We start from the raw sequence: 21,701 nt of genomic DNA, 5'->3' as shown, positions 1-21,701 counted from the left end.
TCCTACTTACGCTTCTTGCCGACGGTACGGCGACGAACGATGAGCTTGTCGCTTTCCTTGTTCGGGTGGCGGGTGCGCCCTTCTTTCTGGCCCCAGGGGCTGACGGGGTGACGTCCACCGGACGTCTTACCCTCACCACCACCGTGCGGGTGGTCGACCGGGTTCATGGCAACACCACGAACGGTCGGGCGAACGCCTTTCCAGCGCATACGGCCGGCCTTGCCCCAGTTGATGTTCGACTGTTCGGCGTTGCCGACCTCGCCGATCGTGGCGCGGCAGCGAGCGTCGACGTTGCGGATTTCTCCGGACGGCAGGCGCAGCTGGGCGTAGATGCCATCCTTCGCAACGAGACGAACGGATGATCCGGCGGAGCGGGCCATCTTGGCGCCACCGCCCGGACGCAGTTCGACCGCGTGGATGATGGTACCGGTGGGGATGTTCTTCAGCGGCAGGTTGTTGCCGGGCTTGATGTCAGCACCGGCGCCCGACTCTACGATGTCGCCCTGGTTCAGCTTGTTCGGGGCGATGATGTAGCGCTTGGAACCGTCCATGAAGTGCAGGAGCGCGATGCGCGCCGTACGGTTCGGGTCGTACTCGATGTGAGCGACCTTGGCGTTGACGCCATCCTTGTCGTTACGACGGAAGTCGATCAGACGGTACTGACGCTTGTGGCCACCACCGATGTGACGGGTGGTGATGCGACCCTGGTTGTTACGGCCACCGGTCTTGGAAAGGGGGCGAAGCAGGGACTTCTCCGGGGTCGAACGGGTGATCTCTGCGAAGTCCGCAACAGATGAACCGCGACGACCAGGAGTCGTGGGCTTGAACTTACGAATAGCCATTTCTTATTCCTCTAGTCCGCGCCGCTTAGCCGACGGCCGTGAAGATGTCAATGGAACCGGACTTGAGCGTGACGATGGCACGCTTGGTGTCCTTGCGCTTACCCTGACCGAACTTCGTGCGACGCGTCTTGCCGATCCGGTTCATGGTGTTGATCGAAGCGACCTCTACCTTGAAGATCTTTTCGATCGCGAGCTTGATTTCGGTCTTGTTCGAGCGCGGGTCCACGATGAAGGTGTACTTGCCTTCGTCGATCAGGCCATAGCTCTTCTCAGAGACGACCGGAGCGATGATGACGTCGCGGGGATCCTTGTTGATCGGGGTAGCCATTATGCGGACACCTCTTCCTTCTTGGTCTTGCTCGCCACGAACGCGTCGAACGCGCCCTTGGTGAAGACAATGTCGTCGCTGACGAGCACGTCATAGGCATTCAGCTGGTCCCACGGCAGAACGTGCACCGTCGGCAGGTTGCGGATGCTGCGCAGCGTCATTTCATCGGTGCGTTCCAGGACGACCAGCACGTGCTTGCTGCTGGCGATCTGGGTGAGCAGTGCGATGGCGCCCTTGGTGCTGGGCGTCTCGGCGCTGAAGAGCGCCGTCACGACGTGGAGGCGGTCGCCACGGGCGCGGTCCGAAAGTGAGCCGCGCAGTGCTGCCGCGATCATCTTCTTGGGGGTGCGCTGTTCGTAGTTACGCGGGGTCGGTCCGTGGACGATGCCACCACCGGTCATCTGAGGGGCGCGGATCGAGCCCTGACGAGCGCGACCGGTTCCCTTCTGCTTGAACGGCTTGCGGCCGGAACCGGAGACCTCACCACGACGCTTGGTCTTGTGAGTGCCCTGGCGTGCGGCAGCGAGCTGCGCAACGACGACCTGGTGGATCAGCGGAATGTTGGTCTGAACGTCGAAGATCTCGGCGGGCAGGTCAACGGTGCCGGCCTTCTTGCCGGTTCCGTCGATGATGTCGAGTGCGGTAGCCATCAGGACTACGCTCCCTTCACTGCGTTGCGGACGAATACGAGGCGGCCACGAGCACCGGGAACGGCGCCCTTGACCAGCAGGAGGCCCTTCTCGGCGTCAACCGAGTGCACCTTGAGGTTCAGCACAGTGACGCGCTCGCCACCCATACGACCGGCCATGCGCATGCCCTTGAAGACACGGCTCGGGGTCGAGGAAGCACCGATGGAACCGGGCTTGCGGTGGTTGCGGTGTGAACCGTGAGAGGAAGAGACACCCTTGAAGTTGTGACGCTTCATGACACCGGCGAAACCCTTACCCTTGCTGGTGCCCATGACGTCGACCTTGGTGCCGGCAGCGAACACACCGTCAACGGTGAGTTCCTGGCCCAGGGTGTAGTCAGCGGCATCCGCGGTGCGGAGCTCGGTGAGGTGGCGGCGAGGCGTGACGCCGGCCTTTTCGAAGTGTCCGGCGGATGGCTTGTTGACCTTGCGCGGGTCGATGGCCCCAGCAGCGATCTGGACGCCGGCGTAGCCGTCGATGTCCTTGCTGCGGATCTGGGTGACAACGTTGGGCGAGATCTCGATGACGGTGACGGGAACGAGCTTGTTGTTCTCGTCCCAGACCTGGGTCATACCGAGCTTCTTGCCGAGGAGACCCTTGGTGGTCTTGGTATCGGAGTAAGACATCGCGGGCCCTAGAGCTTGATCTCGATGTTGACGTCCGCCGGGAGGTCGAGACGCATAAGCGAGTCAACGGCCTTCGGGGTCGGGTCAATGATGTCGATCAGACGCTTGTGGGTGCGCATTTCAAAGTGCTCCCGGCTGTCCTTGTACTTGTGAGGGGAACGGATGACACACACCACGTTCTTCTCGGTCGGAAGCGGCACGGGGCCGACGACAGTCGCACCCGCGCGGGTCACTGTGTCGACGATCTTGCGCGCCGAGATGTCGATGACCTCGTGGTCATACGACTTAAGTCGAATGCGGATTTTCTGTCCCGCCATGTCGAACTCGCTTTCTTGTCAAGGCTTCGTACATCCCGAGGGCTGCATTGGACGCCGTAGTAGCACTGCTGCTATCGCACCACTGTTCATCTGTCAATTTCGATGCCCACCGCCAGGCGGCGAGTACCGAGCCAACTCGCTTCTCCACACTCGCGCATGAGGGAAGGCATGGATTTGCCCAGCATTCCCGGCTGTTGGTTTCTTCTATGTCCTGCTACCCGCGGCCTAACTGTGCACCTGGCGCTTTTTACGGCGAACGGCACAAGCTATGCACTGCCTGGCAGTGATCCCGATACCGCGAGCAGCGCGGCAGTCGAAAGTGTTGAACTAGAAGAGTCTGCCACAGGGTCGGGTCATTGTGCAACCCGGGCGTGTCGCGGGCGGCGTGTCGCCACTTCCGCGTCGTTCCGGGGCTCCCCCGCACCTCTCAGGCCGTCCAAAGTGCCCGTTCCGGTCGAGAGTGACCGCTGCGGCGGTCACTCTCGACCGGAACGGGCACACTCACCGCACCAGCGGGAGTCCCGCCTTGCTCAGGATGCGCTGCAACCGCCATGGTTCGCGGATGTCCGGAATCCCCCAGCGCGCGAAGACGTTGCCCTCAGCCCTGAGATGGTCCTCACGGATTTTCTCCGCGTAAACGGCCTCACCCGGGGACATCGAACCGAGGTACTCCTCCTTCAGGTATTTTCCGCGTCCGTCGAGCTCACCGATCGTTCGATACTCCGGCCATTCGGTATCCGTGAAGTAGTGACCACCGTTTGGGTTGACGTGCTGACGCTGAAGGACGGGGTCAGGGAATCCCAGCTCGAAGATGACAACCCTGCTCTCGGACTCGCCCGCATTGTCCGCGAGGCCGTTCCCGAACTTGATCGCTTTCAGCGACTGCCGCCCGCCCCGCGGGGACACCACCCGCTCGTGCGCCTCTAGGAGCTGGTCTTTCGTGACTTGATTGTAGTTCGTGCTCCGCTCAGGATTGAGAGCACAGTCGATCGCCGCCACGCTGTCCCGGAATTGCGCCGCGCGGGCGAGATCCACCAGCGTTCGCTGGGGACTTGTCACCAGAATGCCTTCCATTTCGACGACGTCCCCCGCTTCCAGCCCCTCACGGTGAATCGTGACCCCGTTCTTGCTCCGTGCGGCCGACTCCGGGTTGACGATCAGGTGTACGACGCCGGGCCAGGCGCTGGCCCTCGGATAGCCCCACAGCGCGGCCGCCGAGTCGAAAGCCACCACGGGCATCCGTCGCCGGGTGCGAACCGCCGCCAGGATTCGCGCGCGGTATCGATCGGCTGGGGTCATGGACGCCCAAAGCGCGTCATCGACATAGGCTCCGCGACGGATGCGCTCCCTGGCGCCCACCGCATGGTCGCGCCTCAGGGTCCTGTCGTCCTGTTCGATGCCTACGATGTCCCTGACCAGAACGAGGCCGGATCGATTGGTGATGTCGTTGTGTCTCATCCGATCAGGATCGAGACGACAGCCACCGTCCGAGGCGTGTTGCGCCGGAACTGTGTGCTCCAGCCCACGTCGAGGGGCCGGGAGGAGTCATCTTCTCCCGGATGCCGGTACGACAGTTCCCGTTCCGGTCGAGAGTGACCGCTGCGGCGGTCACTCTCGACCGGAACGGGAACTACGGGCCGAGGGCCCGAGAGAGGGCGTTAGGTGGCGGGGGGCTTGTCGTCGGTGCCGATCTTGTCGTCGGCGGAGGTGCGCGCGCCCTCGATCTGCTCCTCGTATTTGCCGCCGGTGACCTTGTTGGCCGCATCGGCGGTGGCTCCGAGCACCTTGTCGCTCATTTCCTCGGCCTGCTCGCTTGTCAGCGCGTCCTTGACCCTGTTGTCATTCAGGAACGCTTTGGCCTTCTTGGTGATGTCGTCCAAGCCCATGGTCTTCTCCTTCTCCGGCTGTGCGGCGCAGCCGTATCCAAAGTACTCCGGCTCCCCGCACGAAACGGGTACAAAAAAGGGGCCGGCCCCCGAAGGGCCGACCCCGTTTCTTGAAGGGAACTACTTGATGATCTTGGTCACCGTTCCGGCACCGACGGTGCGGCCACCTTCACGAATGGCGAAGCCGAGGCCCTCTTCCATGGCGATCGGCTGGATCAGCGCGACGTTCATGTCGGTGGTGTCGCCGGGCATGACCATCTCGGTGCCCTCAGGCAGCGTGATGACGCCGGTGACGTCCGTGGTGCGGAAGTAGAACTGCGGGCGGTAGTTCGCGTAGAACGGGTTGTGACGCCCACCCTCATCCTTTGACAGGATGTACGCGGTGCCCTCGAAGTCGGTGTGCGGCGTGACCGAACCCGGCTTGACGACAACCTGGCCGCGCTCGACGTCTTCGCGCTTGGTGCCACGAAGAAGAAGACCACAGTTCTCGCCGGCCCATGCCTCGTCGAGCTGCTTGTGGAACATCTCGATACCAGTGACCGTGGTCTTGATGGTCGGGCGGATGCCGACAACCTCGACCTCGGAGTTGATCTTGAGGGTTCCACGCTCGGCGCGGCCGGTGACGACGGTTCCACGACCGGTGATCGTGAAGACGTCCTCGATCGGCATCAGGAAGGGCTTGTCCTTGTCGCGGACGGGCTCCGGGAAGTAGTCGTCGACAGCCTTCATCAGCTCAAGGATGTTGCCGACCCACTTCTCGTCGCCTTCAAGCGCCTTGAGTGCGGAAACGCGCACGACGGGAGCGTTGTCGCCGTCGAAGCCCTGGGCGGTGAGGAGTTCGCGAACCTCGAGCTCAACGAGCTCAAGGATCTCTTCGTCGTCAACCATGTCGGACTTGTTCAGCGCGACGAGCAGGGACGGCACGCCGACCTGCTTCGCGAGCAGAACGTGCTCACGGGTCTGAGCCATCGGGCCGTCAGTAGCGGCAACCACGAGGATCGCGCCGTCCATCTGAGCAGCACCGGTGATCATGTTCTTGATGTAGTCAGCGTGGCCCGGTGCGTCAACGTGCGCATAGTGACGCTTTTCGGTCTCGTACTCAACGTGCGAGATGTTGATCGTGATGCCGCGCTGGCGTTCTTCCGGAGCAGAGTCGATCGACGCGAAGTCGCGCTGAACGTTTGTCTTGGACGGGTACGTGTCGGCGAGGACCTTGGAGATCGCTGCAGTCAGCGTGGTCTTTCCGTGGTCAACGTGACCGATCGTTCCGATGTTTACGTGCGGCTTGGTCCGCTCGAACTTGGCCTTGGCCACTGTGGGTCCTCCTCAGGACTCTCGGCTTCACCGCCCGCTGGATGCGGGCGGTGAAACTGCTGGATTTGTGTACTTATGTTACTCGGGCCGGGAGGCCGAAGCGATTCGGGCCATGGGGCCCTGAAAGGCCCGAAGGCCCCGGGCTATTCGCCCTTGTTCTTCTGAATGATCTCTTCGGCCACAGCCCGGGGGACCTCCGCATAGCTCTCGAAGGTCATCGAGTACACGGCGCGGCCAGAGGTCTTCGACCTCAGGTCACCGATGTATCCGAACATCTCCGACAGCGGCACGTTGGCGCGAATTACCTTCACGCCCTGAGCGTCCTCCATGGTCTGGATCTGTCCACGACGCGAGTTCAGGTCGCCGATGACGTCGCCCATGTATTCCTCGGGCGTACGTACCTCGACGGCCATCAGCGGCTCGAGCAGAACGGGATCAGCCTTACGAACGGCTTCCTTGAAGCCCATCGAGCCGGCGATCTTGAACGCCATCTCCGAGGAGTCGACGTCGTGCGCGGCGCCGTCAAGCAGGCTTGCCTTGACGCCCACCATCGGGTAGCCGGCCAGGACGCCAACGTGCAGCGCATCCTGGATTCCTGCGTCCACCGAGGGAATGTACTCCCGGGGGATGCGGCCACCCGTGACCTTGTTGACGAACTCGTAGCTCTTATCGGCAGTGATCTCGAGCGGCTCGATCGCGATCTGAATCTTCGCGAACTGCCCGGATCCACCGGTCTGCTTCTTGTGCGTGTAGTCGTGACGCTCGACCGCGCGACGGATCGTCTCGCGGTAGGCGACCTGGGGCTTGCCGACGTTGGCTTCGACGTTGAATTCACGCCGCATCCGGTCGACGAGGATGTCCAGGTGGAGCTCGCCCATTCCCTTGATGACCGTCTGACCAGTTTCCTGGTTCTGCTCGGTGCGGAAGGTCGGGTCTTCTTCGGCCAGCTTCTGGATCGCGAGACCCAGCTTTTCCTGGTCCTGCTTGGTCTTCGGCTCGATCGCAACCTCGATGACCGGGTCAGGGAACGTCATCGACTCGAGCACGACCTGCGCGTTCGGGTCGCACAGGGTGTCACCCGTGGTCGTGTCCTTGAGGCCGATGACCGCGTAGATGTGACCGGCGGTCACGAAGGCCACAGGGTTCTCCTTGTTGGCGTGCATCTGGAAGATCTTGCCGATGCGCTCCTTCTTGCCCTTGGTCGAGTTGATGACCTGGGCACCGGAGTCAAGGTGACCGGAGTACACGCGCACATAGGTCAGACGACCGAAGAACGGGTGAACGGCAACCTTGAACGCGAGGGCCGTGAACGGCTCCGTCGCATCCGGGTGGCGCATGATGACCTTTTCCTCATCGCGCGGGTCGTGGGCCTCGATGGCCGGCACGTCGAGCGGGGTGGGGAGGTAGTCGATGACGGCGTCGAGCATCGGCTGAACGCCGCGGTTCTTGAACGCCGAGCCACAGAGGACCGGGTAGATCTCGCTGGAGACGGTGAGCTTGCGGATCGCGTGCTTGATCTCGGAGACCGTGAGTTCCTCGCCGGAGAAGTACTTCTCCATCAGGTCGTCGTCGGTCTCGGCAACGGTCTCGAGGAGCAGCTTGCGGTAGACCGCAGCCTGGTCGACGAGGTCGGCCGGGATCTCTTCGATAGCGTACTTGGAGCCCATCTCGACGTCACCCTTGGAGTCGCCGCGCCAGGTCAGTGCACGCATCTCGACGAGGTCGACAACACCTTCGAAGGTGTTCTCGGCGCCGATCGGCAGCTGGAGGACGAGCGGCTTCGCGCCGAGGCGCTTGACGATCGTGTCGACGGTGTAGAAGAAGTCGGCGCCGAGCTTGTCCATCTTGTTGACGAAGCAGATGCGGGGCACGTCGTACTTGTCGGCCTGACGCCAGACGGTCTCGGACTGGGGCTCAACGCCCTCCTTGCCGTCGAACACTGCGACGGCGCCGTCGAGGACGCGGAGCGAACGCTCCACCTCAACGGTGAAGTCGACGTGGCCGGGGGTGTCGATGATGTTGATCTGGTTTTCAGCCCAGAAACAGGTCGTCGCGGCAGACGTGATGGTGATGCCACGTTCCTGCTCCTGCGCCATCCAGTCCATGGTCGAGGCGCCGTCGTGCGTCTCGCCGATCTTGTGATTGACACCCGTGTAGTACAGGATGCGCTCAGTGACGGTGGTCTTGCCAGCATCAATGTGAGCCATGATGCCGATGTTGCGGACCTTACTCAGGTCGGTGAGCACGTCAAGTGCCACGGGGGTCCTCCGGAAGTTTGCTTATGGTGCGTGGTGCGAAACAGGGCATCCGGTATCCGGGCCCGTCGAGATCTGATCCCGACAAGCCCGGACTCCGGAACGCGACTACCAGCGGTAGTGAGCGAAGGCCTTGTTCGCCTCGGCCATCTTGTGCGTGTCCTCGCGGCGCTTCACAGCGGCACCGAGGCCGTTGGATGCATCGAGGATTTCGTTGGTGAGACGCTCGGTCATGGTCTTCTCGCGACGAGCCTTGGCGTAGCTGGTCAACCATCGGAGGGCCAGGGTGTTGGCGCGGTGCGGCTTGACTTCGACGGGCACCTGGTAGGTGGAACCACCCACGCGGCGCGAACGCACCTCAAGGGTGGGACGAACGTTGTCGAGTGCCTTCTTCAGCGTGACGACAGCATCCGCACCATTCTTGGCAACGACGCCTTCGAGTGCATCGTAAACGATGCGCTCGGCGAGGCCCTTTTTGCCGTCGAGGAGGATCTTGTTGACGAGCTGGGAGACGATGGGGGCGCCGTATACCGGGTCAGCGATAACGGGACGCTTGGGCGCTGGGCCTTTACGAGGCATTACTTCTTCTCCATCTTGGCGCCGTAGCGGCTACGAGCCTGCTTGCGGTTCTTGACGGCCTGGGTGTCCAGTGCGCCACGAACGATCTTGTATCGAACACCGGGAAGGTCCTTAACGCGACCGCCGCGGACGAGCACCATCGAGTGCTCCTGCAGGTTGTGACCCTCGCCGGGGATGTAGGCGGTGATCTCGGTACCGTTCGACAGCTTGACGCGGGCGACCTTGCGGAGAGCCGAGTTCGGCTTCTTCGGGGTCGTCGTGTAGACGCGGGTGCAAACGCCGCGCTGCTGGGGGTTGGACTTCAGGGCGGGAGCCTTGGTCTTGGTGACCTTGGGGCTGCGTCCCTTTCTGACCAACTGCTGAATGGTGGGCACTAATTACTCCTCGTTATTGCTGCACGGTGACAGCTTTGTGATTAGCATTCGACCCTGCACGTTGCCGCCTGGATCGAGTTCATCTGGACCCACCGAGGCACGCAGACGAGTCCGCTTGTTCAGGTGGGTATGCCGTGGGGGCTGCTCGGAGAACAAACCCTGAGTGAGTGCCCGGTCGCGGCGCCTAAGGTGCAGCACGACAAAATCGCGGTGGCATAACTCAAGCGCACGACAAAGCGCACACCCCGAAATACTAACTTGACGGTGGCAGCCCGGTCAAATGGATTACCACGTCCGGGGGGGTTCGTTCAGGTGTTGTTCAGATGCCGCGCGGCCAGAGCGGTGAATCGAGGGCGGTGTCGAGGTCTGCCAGCAGGGCCAGCACCCAGGGTTCGACGAAGTCGGAGACTGCCCGGCGCATCCGTGCCTGGTGCCGGGACAGCTCCGCGCAAACCTTTCGGCCGACCAGGGCCGCGTGCTCGTCGGCGAGTTTGAGTTCGGCACGGATGGCGGCCTTCTCCTCGACGCTCAGCGGCGGTGGGGCGACGGGCGCGGCCGAGGGCTCTTCGGGCCGGGCGAGGTCGGCGAAGGTGAAGAGGTAGGGGGCGTCGGGCGTGGCGGGCGGATCCAGGTCGAGCCCCGTGTAGGCAGGGTCCAGGCCTTCGGTCGGCTGGTAGCTCGCGGCGGCCTTGCGTTGCTCGTTGAGGTGGATCTCGCGGCGGAGCAGCGGCAGGTGCGCCTCGGTGTACTCGTCGACGTCCGCGTCGATCACGCGCTTGATGCGCATGGACAGCGCGTGCTGCACGGCGTGCGGGACATCCGTGGTGAGGCCGGCGGCACCGATGATGGGCGACCCGAAGCAGGTGCGGCAGAGGCGGGCGCGACCTCGGTGTGTGCCCGGGCGCCAGCGGGGCAGCCAATTCAGCCAGTCGTCGACCTCGTGGTCCACGCGTGACTCGATGGAACCGTCCATGAGTATTAAGGGTACTCGATTGCCTCGCCGAACGGCTGACCAGTTTTGGGGGCATCCGTCAGCGCCCCGGGAACGCTCAGGGGCGGGCCTTCGTGCGGAGTTCGTCGGCCAGGTTCCCGGCGGCGGGAGCCTCCGGCAGCCCGGTCCAGACCGCGGAGTCGATGATCGCATCGTAGAGCTCCACCAGCAGGGGGCCGAGCTCGCCGAGGGGCGACGAGAAGGTCACCAGGAGCACGGCGCTCGCGCCCGGCACCGTGATCCAGTAGTCGGCCTTGATGGCGGTATAGGACTCGGCGTCGGGACCGCGGCCCGGCTGCTCGTGATCGCTGGTGCGCCGCAGCACGTACGACCGGCCCTTCTCGAACAGGATCGCGCCCTCGCCCTCGAGGACGGCCCAGTGATCCGCGCCGTCCTCCCGGTCAGACCCGTCGCCGCGTACCAGGCCCAGCGCCAGGGCATCCATGATGACGGGCGGCTCGGTGCTCTGGCCGGGGAAGGTGAGCGCCGGCCGGTAGACGGTCAGCGTGGACGCGAAGGTGATCCGCTTGTCGAGCTTGAGGGACACGTGGAACTCGGTCGCCCCGCCCTCGATCGCGTGCGTCACCGCTGCCGTCATGGCTTTGCGCTGCTGCGCGCGAAACGTCGCCTCGCTGGAGTTGCGTCCGAACTGGTGCGCGACGAGTTTCTTGACGGACGCGGCGGCCGAGTCAATCGAGTCGACCGGGATTCGCCACCAGGCACCCGGGAGCTCGAATTGGAGCGACGGATGCTGCGGGCTCGCACTCATTCCGCAGCGCCGAACATCGCGGCCAGCTCCTCCCTGGTGAGGATGAGGTGGGTGCCGAGGTACTTCCCCTGGGTGAAACCGAACTCCGCCTGGCGGTCCCTGAGGACTACCAGCTGGAGGGGTTGGGGACCGCCGGGCCAGGGAGCCTCGACGGCGAAACGGTACTGGGGTAATTGTGTGCCGTATTCAGCCCAGATGACGGATGCCGTCTGGCGGAGGACCTCGCCCAGGGCCGCGTCGCCCTCGGCGGTGACTGTGAGCCTCGTCGTCGACCGGTAGTTGCCCGGAAATCCGTTCAACGCAACCGTAACCGTGGCGTCTTCAACCCCGTCAATGGCTTTCAGCGATTCGGTGACCTGCTCCGTGTTCATGTTTGCCTCCGGTGGCGCGGATTGTGACGATGGGGAAGGCTGGGGGGCACAGGCAGCGAGGGCCAGGGTGACGGAGACGGCCGCCGCGAGCACAGTCAAGCGACGCCATCTCGCCCGCTCAGCCACGTGTGTAGGAATAGTCGTCGCCGTCGACCGCGTCGCCGAAGTAATCGGCGATGCCCACACTGCTGTCTGAGCCGCCGGCCGCCTTGAAATCGAGGACGGCACCCCCGGTTCCCTTGTCGACATGAGTTCTGAACGTCTCCTGATATTTTTCTGGGTTGTGTCCCAGGTCTTCGCCGGCCCCGCCCGGGGCGGGAACATCGATCTTGTACCGGTTACCGTCGTTGCTGTGGTCGGCCAGAAAGGGGTTCTCGGTGCGCGGGACCGGATCGGTCAGGTGGCTCACATCGAGTACCTTCGTGTGCAGCGGGATCGGCATGTCGTCGAGCGAGGCGCCGGCGGTCACCAGGGCGTCGACCTTGTAGGTGCGGCTGAACACGGGGTCGGCGGCCAGGTTGCCGGCCGTGATCCCGCCGAGGCTCCAACCGGTGAGCATGACGTGTGCGCCGTCGGGGATCTCCTGCTGCTTCATCGCGTCCATTACCGCTTTCTCGAGTTGCGTGCGCTGCCCGAGGACCATCTTGGCGGCGGCGTCGCTCGCGCCGTCGTTGGCGCTGGTGCCGCCCGGTAGCCACTGCTGCGTGCTGGGCACGGCGATCTTGTAGATCAGTTCACCGTTCGGGCCCGTGATGGTGGTGATTCTGACGACGGATTCCTGGTTGGTGTCCTTCTCGTCGTTCGTGTGCCCTGCGTCATCGATGTCCATCAGGTCCTGGAACATGGTCTCGAAGCTGGCGTGGGCCACGAGCTTCGCGTCTCGGTGGGCGACGCGCTTCGGCTCGGCTCGTTCCCCCCAGCCGGCGGCGCCGACGAGCAACCAGGCCACGGGAACCGTCGCCATCAGCGCGACGATGGCCGACTGCACGAGCGAGTCCAGCGGATCGCCACCCTGCAGGATCAAGGCGGTGGCCAGGTAGACGGTAGCGGCCAGGAAAATGGCCAGATGGGCCAGCACCACGGTCAGCACGACGGCTGCCGCGACGATCACCGCGAGGGCGAGCGCGATTGCGGTGGCCGCGACGATCGCCGCGGCCAGGACCAGGACGACGGCGACCGCCACCGCCAGCGCGAGGGCGACCGCGATCACGGCCAGCGCGATGGCGGCGGCGGCAACGAGCGCGAGTACGGCGAGGCCGAATGCGACGACCGCGGCGATGAGCAGGATCACCGCGGCGACCAGCGCCAGGACGGCGAGCACGATGGCGGCGAGCACCGAGACGATGACGTCGATGGCCTGGCCGATGAAGTCGGCGACCGCGGTGAGGAACCCGCTGATGTCGTCCCAGATGGAGTCGTTGAGGTCGCTGCCGGCGACGACGTCGACGATGCGGTTGCGGGCGTTCACGGCCGCCCGGTCGCGGTCCTCGCACGCCTGGTGGTAGCGGCGCTCGGCGGCATCCTTCCGGTCGGAGAGGCCGGAGATCGAACCGGTGACCCGGGCGAGGTCCGCCGTAGTCGTGCGTGGCGGCGGCGGTGCCGTCACGATCAGCGCGTCCGCGAGTGTTTCGGCGAGCTGGGTCACCCGGAGCCTGCTCTGCACGCGTTCCGCGTCGTTCAGGTCGTCGGCGGCGGCCTCGAATTCGGCGATCGCCTGATCGGCGTCGTCCTGCGCCGCCTCGAGGGCTGCGGCGTACGCGACGAGGGCGTCGCCGGTCTCGCTGTAGCGGGACTCGGCCTGGGAGATATCCGCGGCCAGCGCGGCGGCGTCTGAACGCACCCGGGCGATGGCCAGGCCGTGCATGGCATCCGGGTTGGCGATCGCCGTGAGCTGGCGCACGGCCGCTCGGATGGCCGTCGCCGTGTCCGCGTAGCGCAGACCGGTTTCGAGCACCACCGCCGGGTCACCCGCGAGTCGCTGCACGCTCAGGCCTGCATCGGTGCGGGTTCGGTGGAGCCGGAGAGTTTCTGGTCGAGTTCCCGGAACGAGGTGTGGATGTCCGTCAGCGATTTCGCGAGCCGGCCGAGGTTCTCGACGTAGCCGGCCCGCCGGTCGTCCCAGGTGTCGGCGAAGTCCTGCACGGCCTCGGCCAGTCCGACATGGCCGCAGGCGTCCGCGGCGCGACCCGAGCTGTCCGCGGACTCGGCGAACGATGTCTTGACGCCGGTCGCGTTGGACGCGGCGGCAGAAATCAGCGACAGGTCAAGGTGCACACCGTCCGACATCCGCATTCCCCCCAGATTGTGCGTGACGAGGGCGGCTTCTCGCGAAACCGCCCTCGAACTACTCGTTCAGACGAGTGTGACTAGCTTCCGGCCATGGAAGCGTCGTGCTCGCGGGTCTTCTGCGACATGGAGCGCAGCGCGTTGGCCATGTCGGTGATGCCGGCGACGGCCGTGTTCACACCGTTGTTGAGTTCGTTGTAGCCCTCGCCGAACTTGCCGGACGCGAGGTCGGTCTTGAAGCCCTCGCCGAGCAGTTCTTCGACCTTGCCGAGCAGCGAGTGCAGCTGGCCCTTGATGTCTTCAGCGCCGCTTTCGAGAACTCCGGCGGTCTGCTCCATGGCGTCATAGCTGGCGTGGAATGTCATTGATAAGCCTTTCGATCGGTTCCCCACTCCCCCATAGGAGTGATCGAGTACTGCTGTAACGCTATCTGGTCTGGGACTCTTCTGCCGGAACAATCCGGATGGCTTCCATCAGCGCCTTCAGGCCGTCCAGCATCAGGGCGATCCGGCCGAGGTTGTCATCGATGACCTCGAGCAGGAAGACGTGTCCCGCCGCTTCGCCGACCAGCCGGGCGCAGCCGACGACGCGGTTGGAGCCGTCTTCCTGTTCCAGCGACGTCGTGGAGAGCACACGCACCAGCCGGCCGAATCCGTCCGACTCGATCTCGGCGACGACGGGGACGGTCAGCGAAGACTCGGCGGAACCGGCGCAGTCTTCCAGGCTCGCCTCGCCGAGCTCGGCTCGCGACGCGGTGTACAGATGCGCGACCGAGAGGAAGGAGCCGGCGACCGGGAAGTACCAGAACCGTTTGGCGGCATCCGGCACGCTGAAAGCGGCGATCTCCCTGGCCGTCTCGTAGAACCGGCCGATGGTGGTCTCGGGTTCGGGCATTTCTCGGCCCGTGCGCTCGGCCACGTCCCTGGCCCAGTCGTCACGGGTCGCCCAGTCCTGTTCCGGGAAGTGCAGGGGAACGTCGATCCAGACGTCGGTGTCGTACCCGACGAGGTAGCCCGCTAGTTCTGTTTCCACCGGAATGTCCCTGCTATCGCGTCGAAGAGCCCGGCGAGGACGGTCACGAACTCGTCGCCTTCGTCGCCGGTGAGATGGAGGATCGCGTAGGAGAGCACGAGGCCCGTGCCGGGCCGCTCCCCCGGTGCCGGAACGAGGTAGTGGATCAGTAATGACGAGAGACCCTCCTCGCCGTCGACCCGGTTTCGTTCCTCCTGCCAGCGCCAGGCGGGACCCTGCGGCAGCTGCACCGCTTCGGCCCGGCCGCCGGCGAGACGGTCGACCGCCGAGACGAGGGTGGTTCCCGGCGCCGCTCTGAACGGGACCGCCACGATGGAGACCGGCAGAACGATGTCGTCGACGCGTTTGATCGGGAGGTACATGGCCGTCGCACCGATTTTGCGGACCCGGGCGAAATACACGTGGATGCGCGTGCGAACGTCCAGCGCGATGTCCGGCCGTCCGCCGTCGCGGTAGAGGTCCCGGGCGTTCTGGACAAGCTGGGCCTCGGCTTCGCGGTCGATGCCGTACTCGGCCCATCCGGGCGGGAAGACGAGCGTGTACGTGAGCTCGGCGGCGGCACGGGAGCCCTTGAGCTCGCTGGCGAGGCTCACAGCGACACCTCCGCCGGCTCGAGCGCGCGCGGCTTCTGCAGCGTCAACAGGAGTGCCCGGATCAGGATCATCGACAGCGTCACCACCTGAAACACCGAGCCGATCCAATGCCAGCCGAAACCCCCATAGGAGTCGACGCCGACCGGGAGGCCCGTCGGGTCACGGTACATGGTGCTGTACAGGAGGGGGAGCATCACGTAGATGACCAGGGTCATCATGACGAGGTAGACGAGCAGGGGGCGGTCGTCTCTGGTGAAGTGGCGCAGCATCATCGCAACCGAGACCGGGGCGATGAGGGCGACGGCGATCACCAGCCAGGCAGGCAGTGGAATCCACGGCCATTCGATGGCGCCCCGGTACAGTCGCTCCCCGTCCCCGGGCCCCATGTGGCCGCCGGCGAGGAGCCCGTTCAGCACCGTCAGCAGCAGGAACGCGGCCATCAGCAGCGACCCGGCCATGAACCCGCCACGCGCCTTGTCGAGTTTCGGCCTGGCCGCGGATGCCTGCGGAGAGGTGCGTCCTGATGGTCGGCCCATGTCAGGAGACCACGCTGTTCTTGAACGAGATGTAGCCCTGGTCGAATGTGCCGGCGATCTTGTCGTAGGCGGCTACGAGGGTGCCGCCGCCGGACAGGGCCACGTTCTTCACCTGTTCCCTGAGAACGGGCACCCCTTCGCGACCCGCGCCCCTGACCCACTCCGCAACCTCGGGGAGATGGCCGAACGTCTCGTCGATATTGTTGCGGAAGCCCATGTACTGTCCCACGTTCGCGCTGCCGCCGCGGAGGGTGTTCCACGGATTGTTGAAGAACGGCGGAATGGTCTGCAAGCGGGAGCCGGCGAAGGCCTGCACGTCCCGGAAGCGATTCACCAGGCGCCAATTGCTCGTCGGCATTGCAGCGCGCAGACCCACCTGGACGGAATCCCGTCCCCCGGCGAAGACGGCCCTCATTTCCGGGCCGCGCAGGACGGCTGAAACCGATTTCGCTCCCGCAGCGCCGATTCCGAAGGTGACCAGCCCGAAGACATCGAGGCCCACGTCGACCCAGGAGCCGTTGCCCGTGGCCGCCAGAGTCACGTGTCCGATCAGGGACACGACGGATAACACCACGACCAGGGCCATCACGAACAGGGCGATGGGCCCGGTCAGGAACAGGGCGACGACGGCGAGCACGAGCAGCACCGAGCTGATCGTGTCGAGGAATTTGGTCAGGTCCTCGACCCAGGTGTCGTTGTTGCCCGCGGTGTCCATCGCCGTGTCGATTCCGCCGACCGCATCGTCGTAGGCTTCCGCCCACACGCTGAACGCGCTCTCGAAGGTGTCCCAGAGCCCGTCGAGGTTGTTGTCCGCGCTGCGCGCGGAACTCGCGGCGGCGTCATCGGCCGACACCGCCTGCGCCCGATCCTGCGGTGTCGGCTCGGTCTCCCACAGCCAGGTGGTGTCGAGGCCGCTCAGCGCCCTCGAGGCGGAATCCGCCGTGTCACGACGGTCCTCGGCCACACTGTGCGCCGTCTCGATGTCGTCGATCAGGGGGTGGATCGTGTCCTGCGCCGCCTTCAGAGCCGCCGCGTAGCCTTTGAGAGTCTCCCCCGTCATCCGGTAGCGCACTGCCGCCTTGGACAGATCCCCGTTGATCTCCCCGGCCACCTTGCGCACCTTGTCCACGGATTCGGCGATCTGGGTGGTGCCCTCGCTGATCTCCCGCAGCGCCCTGGCGGTGCTGTCCATGGTGTCGCCGAGGGCGACCAGGTTGCGTCCGCGGCTGTCGACGTCGGATGCCGACCCCTCCAGGATCCGGAGGATGTGGCCTCTGGGCGACGTGAGGGTCATTTCATCCCTCCGACGGGCTGGTTGTCGTGGCCGGCGTGCCCCATGCTCTTGGCCGCCTCCCGGTCGAATGCGGTCCAGCCGGCGATGACGCCGTCCAGACGCTCCTGAAGGTCCTCCAGGCCGCCCTTGAGCTTGTCCCGCTTGGCCGCCCACTCGGCCTCGAACTCGTGCACGACGTCGAAGAGTTCCGAGCGGTCGTCGGGGTGCGCGACCGCGCCCGCGCCATCGTCGTTGCTCTTGGCGGCGGCCTTGAACTCGTCGATCGTCGTCTTGAGCCCGGAGGAGACCTCAGCGAGGTCCTGCATGTTCAGCCAGATCTGTGCCATTGACTTGATCAGCCCTTTCGTCGGTCTGCGTTGAGGCTATCGGCCACCAGTGGAATCTGAACGCGGTAGACGGAACCGTTCTGCACGTAGAGGCCGCGGCCCTCGGGGAACTCGTGCCGCGCGACGCGGGGGAACGGCACCTTGAAGACGCTCTCGCCGTCGTGCGTGTCCGGTTTCAGGATGATCCCCTTGCGGGCGGCCTTCATCTCGCCGACGAGACCGAAGCTGCTGCCGAGGTTCGCGATGTCGACGTCGGTGATGAGCGTGTGGTCGCTGCGGTTCACCTTCTGCGCAAGCTCCACCAGGGGTTTCTCCAACGGCGAGGCCGCGAACTGGGTCACGTTCTCGATCACGATGACCAGCCGGTCGGTGACCCCCTCGTCGGTGACGGCCTCGATCAGCTCCTTCACCAGCGCGACCGCGTCGTCGACCTTGACCGCGCTCCGCATCCAGGGGTAGTCCGTCGCGAGTTGCGACCGACGCCCGCCGATGTGGAAGAACTTCGCGTCCGGGTCCCACGCCGCGATCGTTCGCACCAGGGCCCGGATGGTGTTGGTCTTGCCGCTCACGGGCGGCCCGCCGATGACGATGGTGCCCATCGGCTCGAACCCCATCGGCTGCAGCGCCGTGTCCGAGATGCCGATCACCGGCAGGTCGTTGACGGATGCCGGCAGCTCGCGGAGGGAGACCTCCTTCGGGAGCGCCCCCACGACCGGGGCCTCGGCCACACCGGCGGCGCGGAGCCGGGCGGCGAGCGCCTGTGTGCTCGTCGTCTGCGCCGCCACGTTCGGCGTGCCCCCGATGATCGCCAGCTGGGTTTCGTAGCCATCGACGATGGCCCGGCCGGGAGGTGACTGCTCGCTCAGGACGTCCTTGGGCACATCCAGCACCTGATAGGAGGACTCGTCGGGCAGGCGGAGCACCACCCGGCGCTGGATGTTGGCGTTGACCGCGGTCGGCACGCTTCCGTACCGGTCGGCCGTGATGACCACGTGGATGCCCAGCGGCCGCCCTTCGCCCAGGATGCGCATGAAGGTGTTGTAGAGCGGTCCGCGGGCGAGGCTGGTCTCGTATTCCTGGCGGAACGTGCCGAAGCCGTCGAGCAGGAACAGGATGCGCGCCTCCCCCGGGGCCTTGGCCAGCTCGCGGTACTCGCCGATGCTGGCGGCGTTGACCTCGGAGAACCGCAGGGCCCGGGCGTCGAGTTCGGCCCGGAGCATCAGCAGGAGCCGGCCCACCCGCTCGTGGTCGTCGCCCGAGACGATCGAACCGACGTGGGGCAGGACCTCGACGCCGCGGAGGCTGCCGGTTCCGAAGTCGATCCCGTAGACGTTCACGGCGCCGCTGCCGGGGCTGGCGCCCGCGGAGATGGCCAGCGTGCGGAGGAGGGCGGACTTGCCCGTTCCGCCGGTTCCGTAGATGGCCATGTGGCCGTCTTTGTCCGGCCGGAAGAAGGCCGGCTCCTGCAGCTGCTTCTCGGGGATGTCGCTGACCCCCATCACGATCATGGAGTCCCGCCCCTGCCGCAGGGCGAGCAGGTCGTAGGCCGGGAGCAGGTCGTCCAGCCACGGCCGGCGCGGGGCGGGGATACCCGCGCGCGCCGCGGCGGTGATGAGGTTGCTCACGATCCGCACCTGGTCGTTGGGGCCGAGGTCGCGCGGCTCGTTCGACTCGTGGGCGGGCGCCTCCCAGGGCGTCTGCGAGCCGAACCGGAGCTCGCCGACCTTCACGCTGACCACGTCGGGTTCATCCGTGGTCCAGCCGCCCGCGTAGCCGGACTGGAACGGGATCAGCCGCCCCGGACCGGTCTTGGCGATGGCCCGGCCGGGGATCGATGGGTCGAAGGTTCCGGCGATAGGGTCGCCGACGACATCCTTCGAGTCGGACTCGTCGGCCATCCGCAGGGCGACGCGCAGGTTCGTGTTGGCCCGCAGGTTGTCCTTGATGACGCCGGCCGGCCGCTGGGTGGCCATGATCAGGTGGATGCCGAGGGACCGGCCGCGCTGGGCGATGTCCACAACTCCGTCGACGAACTCGGGCACTTCGCCGGCGAGCGCGGCGAACTCGTCGATGACCAGGACCAGGGCCGGCGGGCAGTCCGGGTCGCCGCGCTTCTCGAGCTCCAGCAGGTCTTTGGCCTTCTTGCGGTTGAACAGGTGTTCCCGGTAGTGGAGTTCGGCGCGCAGGCTCGTCAGCGCGCGACGCACCAGGTGCGGGCTGAGGTCGGTGACCAGGCCGACGCAGTGCGGCAGCCGGGTGCATTCCGCGAATGCTGAGCCGCCCTTGTAGTCCACGAACAGGAAGGTCACCCGGTCCGGGCTGTATTCGGCGGCCATGCCGAGCACCCAGGCCTGCAGGAACTCCGACTTGCCCGACCCCGTGGTGCCGCCGACCAAAGCGTGCGGGCCCTGGGTGCGCAGGTCGAGGTGCATGGCGTCGAGGGCGGACTGCCCCACGATCGCCCGCAGCGTGCCGGTTCGTTTGCGCGGGACCGGGGCGGCGCCGGAGCGGTCGCTGATCGAGCTGTTCTGGGTCCAGCGTTCGATCGCGGTGCCGGGTTCGGAGGCCAGCTCCTCCCCCATCAGCGTCACCATGGACACGCTGCGCGGCAGGTCGCTGGCGTCGGCGATGACGGCGCCGGCGTCGATGATCGGGGCCAGGCGCCGGGCCAGGATGCGCGCGTACTCGACGGACACCCCCTCGATGGTCACATCGGGAACCGTCATCCCCAGCCGTACGAAGCCGACCTCGGCGTGGGCGAGGCCGTTCTCCACGTTGACGAAGGTGCGGCAGGCGGCGGGGAGCGCCTCGACGTTCGGGGCCATCCAGATCGGGTAGATGCGAGCATCCGCGGCGTCTTCGAGCATCTGCGCGAGCCGGGCCCGGTCCACCGGGGCGTCGTTGTCGATCAGAACCACGAGGGCGGCGCCGTCGGTGGCCGACGAGGACTCGGGAGTTCTCTGGCCGACGTGGGTGCCGCGCTGGGACGCGGCCTCACCCTCCTCGTGCGAGCCGCGCGAGGTGCCGTCGCCGCCGTTTTGGGAGTTGCGACTCTGGATCAGTTCCTCGAGGGCGTTCAGGATGGCCGTGCCGAGCGCCGCGCTGTTGGCCAGGTGCACGCCCGCCAGCCGGCTCTGCGGCGACGAGGTGTGCGGCAGCCACTTCAGCCACTCGAACTCGGTCGTGAACCGGGGGCTCAGGATGGCCGCGAACGTGACCTCGGCCGGGGAGTGCATGCCCGCGTACTGCACGGTGATCGCCCGAACCGTGTCGGCGACATCCGTGGCCGGGCCGCAGACGCCCAGGGCGCCGGACAGGAACAGGTTCTCGACGACGGGGACACCGCTGATCCGCGCGACCTTCGCCTGCAGCTTGTCCACCATGCGCAGGTAGACCGGCAGGCCGGAGGTGTTCTCCTTGGTGTTGATCGTGTTGCGGCTGGGCATACTGCCGAGGCCCAGGCGCAGGTCGAGGAAGTTCCAGTGCTCGGGCCGGCGGGTCCAGAGCAGCGGGCCCAGTTCGATCGCGGCCCCGTAGACCTCGGCGACCGACGGGGACTCGCGCAGCCGGGACGCGCGCTCCAGCGGCTCCTCCTCTTCGAACCGGGTCTCGATGTCTTCGAGCTGGGTCTCGAAGGCCGTCACCGTGGTGGCGAGCTTGTTCTTGGAGACCTGGATGCGGGAGAAGTGACTGCCGACCGCCATCATCGGCATCATCGCCACGAAGGTGAGGGTCAGCGGGTTGCGGGTGACCGCGAACATGACGATGCCCATGATCGCGGGCGAAATGACCATCAGCCACGGGAACGGCTGCGGCTCGATGTCGGTCGGGATCGCGGGGGCGGGGAATTCCCGGCCCGGGTAGCGCTGCTCGACCTGCGGCGAACGGTTGAAGCGCAGCGAACCGCCCCGCTCCAGAACCTGCACGGACTGGTCGACGGGAGCGCCGGCCACCAGCGTCGCCGCCAGTTCGGTGTCGCCGAGCACGATGGACTGCCCGGTGACCAGCCGCACCCGGGAGAGGAGGCCGCCGTCGACCAGGATGCCGTTGGCCGAGTTGAGGTCGACGATCTCGATCGATCCGGGCCCGACCTCCACGCGCACGTGGCGTTTGGAGACGAGCTCGTCGTTGAGCACGACGTCGTTGCCGGGGATGCGGCCGATCGTGCTGTTGCCGACCGGCAGACGGAACTCGGCACCCTTGTCGGGACCGCTCATCACGCGAAGGATGGCCGCGGTCGGGCCGCGGCCGGCGCCCCGGGCCGCCCGGGCGCTCGAGCGTGCGCCGCCGGGC

General features: G+C 65.9%; 23 protein-coding genes. All 23 read right to left on the bottom strand.

Features of this window, described 5'->3' with window-relative positions; translation table 11 throughout:
• Positions 1–2: 2 nt before the first annotated feature.
• A complete protein-coding gene (gene rplB / locus E3T37_RS04370; RefSeq protein ID WP_104100967.1) occupies positions 3–842 on the bottom strand; it encodes a 50S ribosomal protein L2 in 840 nt (279 codons plus the stop codon).
• 25 nt (positions 843–867) lie between these two features.
• A complete protein-coding gene (gene rplW / locus E3T37_RS04365; RefSeq protein WP_104100968.1) occupies positions 868–1,170 on the bottom strand; it encodes a 50S ribosomal protein L23 in 303 nt (100 codons plus the stop codon).
• The gene (gene rplD, locus E3T37_RS04360) at positions 1,170–1,820 is read right to left on the bottom strand and encodes a 50S ribosomal protein L4 (protein ID WP_134365615.1); all 651 of its coding nucleotides are present in this window, start codon (positions 1,818–1,820) and stop codon (positions 1,170–1,172) included. The genes rplW and rplD overlap by 1 nt, the downstream gene beginning before the upstream one ends.
• A gap of 5 nt (positions 1,821–1,825) precedes the next feature.
• Positions 1,826–2,485 (bottom strand): 50S ribosomal protein L3, encoded by a 660-nt coding sequence (rplC, locus tag E3T37_RS04355; RefSeq protein ID WP_134365614.1) that lies wholly within the window; start codon positions 2,483–2,485, stop codon positions 1,826–1,828.
• 8 nt (positions 2,486–2,493) lie between these two features.
• A complete protein-coding gene (gene rpsJ, locus E3T37_RS04350; RefSeq protein ID WP_035834607.1) occupies positions 2,494–2,802 on the bottom strand; it encodes a 30S ribosomal protein S10 in 309 nt (102 codons plus the stop codon).
• Between the two features lie 501 nt (positions 2,803–3,303).
• Positions 3,304–4,260 carry a hypothetical protein gene (locus tag E3T37_RS04345; protein WP_134365613.1) on the bottom strand — a complete coding sequence of 319 codons (957 nt, stop codon included), beginning with the start codon at positions 4,258–4,260 and terminating at the stop codon, positions 3,304–3,306.
• A gap of 200 nt (positions 4,261–4,460) precedes the next feature.
• Positions 4,461–4,688, bottom strand: coding sequence for an Rv0909 family putative TA system antitoxin (locus E3T37_RS04340; protein ID WP_134365612.1), 228 nt, complete (start codon positions 4,686–4,688; stop codon positions 4,461–4,463).
• Positions 4,689–4,808: 120 nt separating this feature from the next.
• Positions 4,809–6,002 (bottom strand): elongation factor Tu, encoded by a 1,194-nt coding sequence (gene tuf / locus E3T37_RS04335; protein WP_134363317.1) that lies wholly within the window; start codon positions 6,000–6,002, stop codon positions 4,809–4,811.
• Between the two features lie 143 nt (positions 6,003–6,145).
• Positions 6,146–8,260 carry an elongation factor G gene (fusA, locus tag E3T37_RS04330; protein WP_134365611.1) on the bottom strand — a complete coding sequence of 705 codons (2,115 nt, stop codon included), beginning with the start codon at positions 8,258–8,260 and terminating at the stop codon, positions 6,146–6,148.
• 105 nt (positions 8,261–8,365) lie between these two features.
• Positions 8,366–8,836 (bottom strand): 30S ribosomal protein S7, encoded by a 471-nt coding sequence (gene rpsG, locus E3T37_RS04325; RefSeq protein WP_066597688.1) that lies wholly within the window; start codon positions 8,834–8,836, stop codon positions 8,366–8,368.
• On the bottom strand, positions 8,836–9,210 hold the full coding sequence (gene rpsL / locus E3T37_RS04320) for a 30S ribosomal protein S12 (protein ID WP_134365610.1): 375 nt from the start codon (positions 9,208–9,210) through the stop codon (positions 8,836–8,838). Before rpsL ends, rpsG begins: the two co-directional genes overlap by 1 nt.
• Positions 9,211–9,529: 319 nt before the next feature.
• A complete protein-coding gene (locus E3T37_RS04315) occupies positions 9,530–10,183 on the bottom strand; it encodes a spermidine/putrescine ABC transporter substrate-binding protein (protein WP_134365609.1) in 654 nt (217 codons plus the stop codon).
• A gap of 76 nt (positions 10,184–10,259) precedes the next feature.
• Entirely contained in the window at positions 10,260–10,970 is a 711-nt protein-coding gene (locus E3T37_RS04310) for a hypothetical protein (RefSeq protein WP_134365608.1), read from the bottom strand.
• Positions 10,967–11,341 (bottom strand): hypothetical protein, encoded by a 375-nt coding sequence (locus E3T37_RS04305; protein ID WP_134365607.1) that lies wholly within the window; start codon positions 11,339–11,341, stop codon positions 10,967–10,969. Before E3T37_RS04305 ends, E3T37_RS04310 begins: the two co-directional genes overlap by 4 nt.
• Before the next feature lie 118 nt (positions 11,342–11,459).
• Positions 11,460–13,325, bottom strand: coding sequence for a hypothetical protein (locus E3T37_RS04300; protein WP_134365606.1), 1,866 nt, complete (start codon positions 13,323–13,325; stop codon positions 11,460–11,462).
• Between the two features lie 2 nt (positions 13,326–13,327).
• Positions 13,328–13,627 carry a hypothetical protein gene (locus tag E3T37_RS04295; RefSeq protein ID WP_134365605.1) on the bottom strand — a complete coding sequence of 100 codons (300 nt, stop codon included), beginning with the start codon at positions 13,625–13,627 and terminating at the stop codon, positions 13,328–13,330.
• A gap of 80 nt (positions 13,628–13,707) precedes the next feature.
• Positions 13,708–13,992, bottom strand: a complete 285-nt coding sequence (locus E3T37_RS04290) for a WXG100 family type VII secretion target (protein WP_241976092.1) — start codon at positions 13,990–13,992, stop codon at positions 13,708–13,710.
• 61 nt (positions 13,993–14,053) lie between these two features.
• Complete coding sequence (locus E3T37_RS04285) at positions 14,054–14,659, bottom strand: hypothetical protein (RefSeq protein WP_134365604.1); 606 nt, start codon at positions 14,657–14,659, stop codon at positions 14,054–14,056.
• On the bottom strand, positions 14,644–15,252 hold the full coding sequence (locus E3T37_RS04280) for a hypothetical protein (RefSeq protein WP_134365603.1): 609 nt from the start codon (positions 15,250–15,252) through the stop codon (positions 14,644–14,646). Before E3T37_RS04280 ends, E3T37_RS04285 begins: the two co-directional genes overlap by 16 nt.
• Positions 15,249–15,788: a hypothetical protein gene (locus E3T37_RS04275; RefSeq protein ID WP_134365602.1), complete on the bottom strand. Its 540-nt coding sequence runs from the start codon at positions 15,786–15,788 to the stop codon at positions 15,249–15,251. The genes E3T37_RS04280 and E3T37_RS04275 overlap by 4 nt, the downstream gene beginning before the upstream one ends.
• A 1-nt stretch (position 15,789) precedes the next feature.
• Positions 15,790–17,082 (bottom strand): hypothetical protein, encoded by a 1,293-nt coding sequence (locus E3T37_RS04270; RefSeq protein WP_134365601.1) that lies wholly within the window; start codon positions 17,080–17,082, stop codon positions 15,790–15,792.
• Complete coding sequence (locus tag E3T37_RS04265; protein WP_134365600.1) at positions 17,079–17,408, bottom strand: hypothetical protein; 330 nt, start codon at positions 17,406–17,408, stop codon at positions 17,079–17,081. The genes E3T37_RS04270 and E3T37_RS04265 overlap by 4 nt, the downstream gene beginning before the upstream one ends.
• 8 nt (positions 17,409–17,416) lie before the next feature.
• The gene (locus E3T37_RS04260; protein ID WP_241994535.1) at positions 17,417–21,625 is read right to left on the bottom strand and encodes an FtsK/SpoIIIE domain-containing protein; all 4,209 of its coding nucleotides are present in this window, start codon (positions 21,623–21,625) and stop codon (positions 17,417–17,419) included.
• Positions 21,626–21,701 lie beyond the last annotated feature (76 nt).

It is taken from the genome of Cryobacterium sp. TMT2-10 (assembly GCF_004403075.1).
Lineage (GTDB): Bacteria > Actinomycetota > Actinomycetes > Actinomycetales > Microbacteriaceae > Cryobacterium > Cryobacterium shii.
This window is presented reverse-complemented; position numbering and strand designations above follow the sequence as displayed.

What these genes read in the sequence shown, in the direction of transcription:
- rplB (WP_104100967.1), bottom strand. Translation starts at nt 842, where the DNA reads ATGGCTATTCGTAAGTTCAAGCCCACGACTCCTGGTCGTCGCGGTTCA.
- rplW (WP_104100968.1), bottom strand. Translation starts at nt 1,170, where the DNA reads ATGGCTACCCCGATCAACAAGGATCCCCGCGACGTCATCATCGCTCCG.
- rplD (WP_134365615.1), bottom strand. Translation starts at nt 1,820, where the DNA reads ATGGCTACCGCACTCGACATCATCGACGGAACCGGCAAGAAGGCCGGC.
- rplC (WP_134365614.1), bottom strand. Translation starts at nt 2,485, where the DNA reads ATGTCTTACTCCGATACCAAGACCACCAAGGGTCTCCTCGGCAAGAAG.
- rpsJ (WP_035834607.1), bottom strand. Translation starts at nt 2,802, where the DNA reads ATGGCGGGACAGAAAATCCGCATTCGACTTAAGTCGTATGACCACGAG.
- E3T37_RS04345 (WP_134365613.1), bottom strand. Translation starts at nt 4,260, where the DNA reads ATGAGACACAACGACATCACCAATCGATCCGGCCTCGTTCTGGTCAGG.
- E3T37_RS04340 (WP_134365612.1), bottom strand. Translation starts at nt 4,688, where the DNA reads ATGGGCTTGGACGACATCACCAAGAAGGCCAAAGCGTTCCTGAATGAC.
- rpsG (WP_066597688.1), bottom strand. Translation starts at nt 8,836, where the DNA reads ATGCCTCGTAAAGGCCCAGCGCCCAAGCGTCCCGTTATCGCTGACCCG.
- E3T37_RS04315 (WP_134365609.1), bottom strand. Translation starts at nt 10,183, where the DNA reads ATGGACGGTTCCATCGAGTCACGCGTGGACCACGAGGTCGACGACTGG.
- E3T37_RS04310 (WP_134365608.1), bottom strand. Translation starts at nt 10,970, where the DNA reads ATGAGTGCGAGCCCGCAGCATCCGTCGCTCCAATTCGAGCTCCCGGGT.
- E3T37_RS04305 (WP_134365607.1), bottom strand. Translation starts at nt 11,341, where the DNA reads ATGAACACGGAGCAGGTCACCGAATCGCTGAAAGCCATTGACGGGGTT.
- E3T37_RS04295 (WP_134365605.1), bottom strand. Translation starts at nt 13,627, where the DNA reads ATGTCGGACGGTGTGCACCTTGACCTGTCGCTGATTTCTGCCGCCGCG.
- E3T37_RS04290 (WP_241976092.1), bottom strand. Translation starts at nt 13,992, where the DNA reads ATGACATTCCACGCCAGCTATGACGCCATGGAGCAGACCGCCGGAGTT.
- E3T37_RS04275 (WP_134365602.1), bottom strand. Translation starts at nt 15,788, where the DNA reads ATGGGCCGACCATCAGGACGCACCTCTCCGCAGGCATCCGCGGCCAGG.
- E3T37_RS04270 (WP_134365601.1), bottom strand. Translation starts at nt 17,082, where the DNA reads ATGACCCTCACGTCGCCCAGAGGCCACATCCTCCGGATCCTGGAGGGG.
- E3T37_RS04265 (WP_134365600.1), bottom strand. Translation starts at nt 17,408, where the DNA reads ATGGCACAGATCTGGCTGAACATGCAGGACCTCGCTGAGGTCTCCTCC.
- E3T37_RS04260 (WP_241994535.1), bottom strand. Translation starts at nt 21,625, where the DNA reads ATGAGCGGTCCCGACAAGGGTGCCGAGTTCCGTCTGCCGGTCGGCAAC.